General features: G+C 75.2%; 6 protein-coding genes. 5 read left to right on the forward strand and 1 reads right to left on the reverse strand.

The genetic code is table 11. The annotated features are described in order from the left end of the window. Positions 1-76: 76 nt before the first annotated feature. On the reverse strand, positions 77-970 hold the full coding sequence (locus BI06_RS44290; protein ID WP_043478711.1) for a HipA family kinase: 894 nt from the start codon (positions 968-970) through the stop codon (positions 77-79). Between the two features lie 139 nt (positions 971-1,109). On the opposite strand from BI06_RS44290, the gene BI06_RS44295 reads away from it, so the two are divergent. The 5 genes from BI06_RS44295 to BI06_RS44315 all read left to right on the forward strand — a co-directional run. Then, positions 1,110-1,550 (forward strand): SRPBCC family protein, encoded by a 441-nt coding sequence (locus BI06_RS44295; RefSeq protein ID WP_043478604.1) that lies wholly within the window; start codon positions 1,110-1,112, stop codon positions 1,548-1,550. A gap of 186 nt (positions 1,551-1,736) precedes the next feature. Then, entirely contained in the window at positions 1,737-2,891 is a 1,155-nt protein-coding gene (locus tag BI06_RS44300) for a glycosyltransferase (protein ID WP_030398290.1), read from the forward strand. Positions 2,892-3,225: 334 nt separating this feature from the next. Then, positions 3,226-4,749, forward strand: a complete 1,524-nt coding sequence (locus BI06_RS44305; protein ID WP_030398289.1) for an exopolysaccharide biosynthesis polyprenyl glycosylphosphotransferase — start codon at positions 3,226-3,228, stop codon at positions 4,747-4,749. A gap of 8 nt (positions 4,750-4,757) precedes the next feature. Then, positions 4,758-6,083: an O-antigen ligase gene (locus BI06_RS44310; protein ID WP_043478607.1), complete on the forward strand. Its 1,326-nt coding sequence runs from the start codon at positions 4,758-4,760 to the stop codon at positions 6,081-6,083. Continuing rightward, positions 6,080-6,819: lipid II flippase MurJ (locus tag BI06_RS44315; RefSeq protein ID WP_304440907.1), on the forward strand; the 740-nt coding region annotated here is incomplete at its 3' end. The genes BI06_RS44310 and BI06_RS44315, both read left to right, overlap by 4 nt.

Genomic DNA, 6,819 nt, shown 5'->3' on the forward strand with positions numbered 1-6,819 from the left:
CGAACGGGGGCGGGACACCAGTCCCGCCCCCGTTCGCATGCCCTTCTCCGTACCCCGGCCGCGTCCGGCCGGCGGATCACTCGACGTGCTGCTCCCACACCGTCTCCACCGACGGCTTGCCGTGCAGGTCCGGCACCTCCCGCAGCCAGGCCGGCCGCCCGGCCCTGGTCCGCGCGGCCCGCCGCCGCTCCGCGTCGAGCAACTGCTCGGGGGTCGAGAACCCCTCCGGCAGCCACTCCGCCGAACGGGCCGCCCGCTCCGCCAGGTGCTCCACATAGGCCCGGCGCAGCGCCCCGACCGAGTCGAACCCCGGCTCGTCGGCCAGCCAGGCGTCCGGCACCAGTGCCACCACCTGCTCCAGCAGCCCGGCGGTGACCAGCGGCCCGAGCTCCTCGTCCGCCAGCCGCACGTCCGGGCGGTACCCGCCGAGGGCGTGGGCGCTCAGGTCGTACCGCTTGCCGACCGAGGCCCCGGCCGCGGACCAGCGGTGGTGGAAGATCAGCGCGGCGCCGTTGTCGATCAGCCAGAGCCGGCCGTGCCAGACCATGAGGTTGGGGTTGTGCACCGTCCGGTCGACATTGCCGGTGAGCGCGTCCAGCCACACCACCCGGCCGGCCTCGGTCGGTCCGACGTCGATCATGCCGGGCCGGAAGTCGCGGGCGCCGGGCAGCAGGTCCATCCCGAGGTTGACGCCGCGGCTGGCCCGCAGGATGTCCTGGATCTCGCTGTCCGGCTCGTCCTCGGCCACCGCCGGGTCGAAGTCCACCAGCCGCAGCTCCGGCACCCGCAGGCCGAGCCGCCGGGCCAGCTCGCCGACGATCACCTCCGCCACCAGCGCCTTCCGGCCCTGGGCGGCCCCGGTGAACTTCACCACATAGGTGCCCAGGTCGTCGGTCTCCACCACGCCGGGCACGGAACCGCCGGCCCGCAGCGGGTCGACGTAGCGCACTGCTGTCACCTGTTCGAGCACACCCGCCACTCTAGGGGGTTGTCCGCCCGGACCGGAGGGCGCCGCCCGGCGCACCCCGTTCGCTGTGATTTGCTGGCCGGTGAGCGACACCGGCCGGACGGAACCCGGCGCCGGACGACCGACGAAGGAGAGCAGGACCATGGGACAGGTGCAGGCCACCACCGAGCGGGTCTACGACGCGGCCCCCGAGCGGGTGTACGAGGCCCTGGCCGACTACCAGGTGATCCGCCCCAAGCTGCTGCCCGCGCAGTACAGCGAGTACGAGGTCCGGGTCGGCGGCACCGGCGCGGGCACCCAGGTGCACTGGAAGCTCGAGGCCACCGAGAAGCGGGTCCGCGACTGCCTGCTCACCGTCTCGGCGCCGCGGCCGGACCAGCTGGTGGAGAAGGATGCCAACTCCAGCATGGTGGTCACCTGGACCGTCGCGGCGGCGGGCGAGGGCCGGACCAGGGTCACCGTCACGGCCACCTGGCAGGGCGCGACCGGTATCGGCGGCTTCTTCGAGCGGACCTTCGCGCCCAAGGGCCTGAACCGGATCCACGACGAGGTGCTCGCCAACCTGGCCGCCGAGGTGCGCTGAGCCGGAGCGTCCGGGGCGCGGCCGGGCCCGGGCCGACCGGCTCGCCCGCCCCGCCAACTCGTCCAGGGATTCGAGGAGTTCGTCCACCCGTGCGAGCGGCACGCCGTACGGGTGGACGCCCCGCCACCTCCGGGTGACGGGGCCCCCGCGGCACGGTGCGGCCACCCTAGGCTCGCCGCCGTGCATATGACGATCCTTCACATTTCCCAACCCGTCGACGGTGGAGTGGCCCGCGTCGTGGTCGACCTGGTCCGGGGCCAGCGCGAGGCCGGGCACCGGGTGCTGGTCGCCTGTCCGCGCGGCGGCCGGCTGGCCGAGGAGGCCGCCGCCGTCGGCGCGCTGGTCCAGGACTGGCCGGCCGACCGCTCGCCCGGCCCGGCCACCGCGGCCGAGGCCTGGCGGCTGCGCCGGATCGTCCGGGCCGCCGCGCCCGACATGCTCCATCTGCACAGCGCCAAGGCCGGGCTGGCCGGCCGGCTGGCCGTGCGCGGCGCGGTGCCCACGGTCTTCCAGCCGCACGCCTGGTCCTTCGCCGCCGTGGACGGCGCGCTGGCCGCCGCCACCCTGCGCTGGGAGCGGTACGCGACCCGCTGGGCGCACCGGCTGCTCTGCGTCTCGGTCCAGGAGCGGACCGACGGCATCGCGGCCGGACTGCACGCCGACTGGGCGGTGGTGCCCAACGGTGTGGACGTGCGCCACTACGCGCCCGCCGACCGCCGGGCCGCCCGGATCGCGCTCGGCCTGGAGCTCGACGCCCCGCTCGCGGTCTGCGTGGGCCGGCTCTGCCGCCAGAAGGGCCAGGACGTGCTGCTCGCCGCCTGGCCGGAGGTGCGGCGCCTGGTGCCGGCCGCCCGGCTTGCGCTGGTCGGCGGCGGACCGGAGGAGGCCCGGCTGGCCGCGACGGTCCGGGAGGGCGCCGAGCCGTCCCGGGTCAAGCTGGTGGGGGACGTCGCGGACCCCCGGCCGTGGCTGGCGGCGGCCGATCTGGTGGTGCTGCCCTCGCGCTGGGAGGGCATGGCGCTGGCCCCGCTGGAGGCGATGGCCTCCGGGCGTCCGGTGCTGCTGACCGATGTGCCGGGCGCGCGCGAGTGCCTACCGCCGGTCGAACGCGTGTCCGCCGTGGTGCCGCCCGGTGATGTGGACGCGCTCGTCACCCGGATGGCCGAGGCGCTGTCCGATCCGATCGAGTGCGAGCGGCGCGGTCTGCGGCTGCGCGAGCACGCCGCGGCTCGCCATGATGTTCGCTCGGTGGTCGAACAGGTGGACGCGCTCTACCGCGACCTGCTGGGGGCCGGTCCGGCGGCCGGGCGACGCCGCGCCCGTGTCCCGCAGCGGATCTGATCGTTTCACATGCCGTGAATGACCCGCCGATACGGCGCCGTCGTATTCGCACCCTCAACCGGTTGTGGATGAGGGGTGAAATCAGAAATACCTATTAATGGGCGGCTGGAATGAAACGGCAAGTCAACTTCCAGCATTCAAGCCAGCGTTCGGTAACGTCTGATTTTGCCTGCTTCGTTTCGATTTCACGCCGGAAATTTGCGAGGAAATCGAAAGCCGCCAGCGGCAGCAGGTGCTGTCAGGACCGCGCCCACCGGGCCGGGACGGCCGCTCCGGGCCAACCGGTGCCGGGCCGCCGTCACCCCGGGCACACAGCAGGGGAGTTCGTGCGCTGATGACCATTGACCACGACAGCGTGCCAAGGCCCGGGCGGTCCCTGTCAGGCCCGCCCCGGCCCGCCACCGGGCTGCTCGACCGCCCGGAGCGCGCCGCCCAGACCCGCAGCGCCGCCCCGTCCCGCCGGCACCGCCGCCCGGTCCGCGCCCGGCTCGCCCTGCCCGTCACCCTGGTCGCCGTCGACGCCCTCGCCCTCTGCACCGCCACCGGGGTCGCCAACCGCGCCCTCGACCCCGCCGTCCGGGTGGCACCCCTGCTCGGCGTCGCCGCCCTGCTGCCCCTGCTCCTCCTGCTCAACCTGGCCGGCGGCCTCTACCGCACCCGCCTCACCCTCTCCGTCCTCGACGAGCTGCCCGCCCTCACCGCGCGGGCGCTCGTCGCCTCCGCCTTCGCCATCAGCCTGGCCGGCTGCCTCGAAGGCCACTGGCCCGACACCGGCCCCGCCACCCCCGCCCGGCTGATCGTCCTCCTCGGCACCCAGCTGCTGCTCGCCGTCTGCGGCCGCGCCCTGCTCTACCACCTGGTGCGCCGCATCCGCCGCAGCCGGCCCAGCCCCGTCCTGGTGCTCGGCGCCGGCCGGCTCGGCCGCCGCGTCGCCGCCGCCCTCAACGAGCGCGGCGAGTACGGGATGCGACCGATCGGCTTCCTCGACCCCGACCCGCCGCTGCTCGCCGGCGACACCGACCTGCCCGTGCTCGGCGGCCGCGAGGTCCTCGAACGCGAAGTCCGCCGCCACCGCGTCCACCACGTGGTCGCCACCGCCGGCGCCGCCGACGAGGCCGAGACCGCCGCCGCCCTGCGCGACGCCGCCCGCCTCGGCTGCCAGGTCTGGCTGGTCCCCGCACTGCGCGAGTACGGCTCCCTCGCCGCCGGACGCCTCACCGGCGCCGACCACCTCTGGGGCTACCCCTGCGTCCGGGTCGGCCGCGCCGCCACCCGTCGCCCCGGCTGGGCCGTCAAGCGGACCCTGGACGTCACCGCCGCCGCGACCGGACTGCTGCTGCTCGCCCCCGTGCTCGCCCTCTGCGCGCTCGCCGTCCGCTTCGACACCGGCCCCGGCGTCCTCTTCCGCCAGCAGCGCACCGGCCTCGACGGCCGGGTCTTCACCGTCCTCAAGTTCCGCACCCTGCGGCCCAGCAACGAGCACGAGTCCGCGACCCGCTGGAACATCTCCCAGGACCACCGGATGGGCGCCGTCGGCCGGCTGATGCGCCGCAGCTCCCTCGACGAACTCCCGCAGCTGTGGAACGTGCTCCGCGGCGACATGAGCCTCGTCGGCCCCCGCCCCGAACGCCCCTACTTCGTCATGCGGTTCAGCCAGGCCTACCCCGAGTACGCGGACCGCCACCGCGTCCCCGTCGGCCTCACCGGCCTCGCCCAGGTCAACGGCCTGCGCGGGGACACCTCGATCGAGGACCGGGCCCGCTTCGACAACCGCTACATCGAGAGCTGGAGCCTCTGGCAGGACGTCAAGATCCTGTGCCGCACCGCGGCCCTCATGCTCCACCCGGACGGGAGCTGAACAACGCCGTGGCTCTGCCCCTCGCCGCACCACCGCACCCCGCCCGGCTGTTACGGCGTGCGGGCGGCGTCCTCCAGGAACGCCCCGGCCTGCTGGCCGCCGCCACCGTGCTGCTGGTCTGCGTCCCCACCGGGGAGAAGGACGTCGCCGCCGCCGTCCACATCACCGCCGCCGACCTCGCCTCGCTCGCCCTGGTCGCCCTCACCGCCGTCAACCTGCTGCGCGGCCGCACCCCGGCCCTCGGCCGCGCCGACGCCGTCCGCTTCGGCGCGATCGTCACCGCCGCCGCCGTCGCCACCGTCGGCTCCATCGACCCGTCGACCAGCCTCACCGGCTTCGTCCGCCTCACCCAGGTGTTCGTGCTCGTCCCCGCCGCCGTGCTCTGCTCCCTGCGCGACCGCACCGACCAGCGCCTCGTCCTCGGCTCCTTCGTCGCCGCCGCGCTGATCCAGGGCGTCGTCGGCGTCCACCAGTTCCTCACCGGCACCGGCGCCTCCTACACCGGCCGCCCGATCCGCGCCGTCGGCACCTTCGGCGCCCTCGACATCATGGCGATGTCCACCGTCGTCGCCTACGGCCTGCTCGCCGCCCTCGCCCTCGCCCTCGGCGAACGCGGACCCGACGGCGACCCCCGCCTGCGCCGGGCCATGTTCGCCGCCGCCGCCTTCCTCGCCCTCCCGCTCGCCGTCTCCTTCAGCCGCGGCAGCTGGATCGCCACCGCCGCGGCCGCCACCGTCCTGCTGCTGCGCACCGACGCCAGACTCGCCGTCCGCGGCGCCCTGCTCGGCGCGGCCGCCGCCGTCGTCCTCGTCGGCGGACTCGGCCTCGGCGGCTCCGGCGTCACCGACCGGCTCAGCTCCATCGGCTCCGTCTCCGCCGCCCCCGACCAGTCGGTCTCCGACCGCTACGACCTGTGGGCCACCGCCGGCCGGATCTGGCAGGACCACCCCGTCACCGGCGCCGGCCCCAAAGCCTTCCAGCAACTGCGCGACAGCCACGCCCCGCTCCGGCTCTCCTCCGGCAGCGACGCCGCCGACGCCACCATCGGCTTCCAGCGCGAACCCCTGCTCTCCCCGCACAACATGTACTTCCTGGTCCTCAGCGAACAGGGCCTGATCGGCATCGTCGCCTACGGCCTGCTCTTCCTCGGCCTCCTGCTCGGCTGCCTGCGCCACGCCCGCGGCCGCGGCCCCGCCCTCGCCGCCCTCGCTCTGCTCACCTGGGTCCTGATCGACTTCCTCTACGCCGACATCGGCGGCACCACCACCGTGCTCACCTCGATCGTCCTCGGCCTCGCCGCCCGCGCCGCCCGACCCCCGGCGGGCACGCCATGACGACGGACCAACCGACGGTCGTGCCCACCACCCTGCCGGCCCCCCGACCCGCCCCGCCCGGACCGGGACCCGCCGCCGCCCCCCGCAGCCGCTTCCTCGCCAGGGCCTTCGGCGTCACCGCCGTCCTCAGCGCCGCCGGCTCCGCCCTCGGACTGCTGCGCGACCTCCTGCTCGCCCGCTACTTCGGCGCCAACCAGGGCACCGACGCCTTCCTGGTCGCCTGGACCGTCCCCGAGACCGCCGCACCCCTGCTGATCGAGGACGCCATGTCCTTCCTCATGGTGCCCGCCTTCGCCCTCGCCCTGGTCCTGCGCGAGGAACGCCCCGACGGCCCCGACCCGGTCCGCCAGGTCGTCCGCGCCACCCTGCCCTGGCTGCTGCTCGCCCTGACCACCCTCTCCCTCGGCGCCGCCCTCGGCGCCCCCCAACTCGTCGACCTGCTCGCCCCCGGCCTCGCCGACCCCCGGCTCGCCGTCACCTGCACCCGGATCACCGCGATCACCGTGCTGCCGTTCGGCGTCGCCGGCTACCTCGCCGCCGCCCTGCGCGCCCACCACCGCTTCACCGCCCCGGCCGGCATCTACGTCGCCTACAACCTCGGCATCCTGGTCGTCCTGCTCAGCTGCCACGCCCTGTGGGGCGTGCGCTCCGCCGCGATCGGCGTCGCCCTCGGCAGCCTCCTCATGGCCGGCCTGCTGATCGGCCCGTTCCTGCGCGCCCTGCGCACCGGCCCCGG

This window comes from Kitasatospora sp. MBT66 (genome assembly GCF_000710405.2).
In the GTDB taxonomy this organism is placed as follows: domain Bacteria; phylum Actinomycetota; class Actinomycetes; order Streptomycetales; family Streptomycetaceae; genus Kitasatospora; species Kitasatospora purpeofusca.

What these genes read in the sequence shown, in the direction of transcription:
- BI06_RS44300 (WP_030398290.1), top strand. Translation starts at nt 1,737, where the DNA reads ATGACGATCCTTCACATTTCCCAACCCGTCGACGGTGGAGTGGCCCGC.
- BI06_RS44305 (WP_030398289.1), top strand. Translation starts at nt 3,226, where the DNA reads ATGACCATTGACCACGACAGCGTGCCAAGGCCCGGGCGGTCCCTGTCA.
- BI06_RS44295 (WP_043478604.1), top strand. Translation starts at nt 1,110, where the DNA reads ATGGGACAGGTGCAGGCCACCACCGAGCGGGTCTACGACGCGGCCCCC.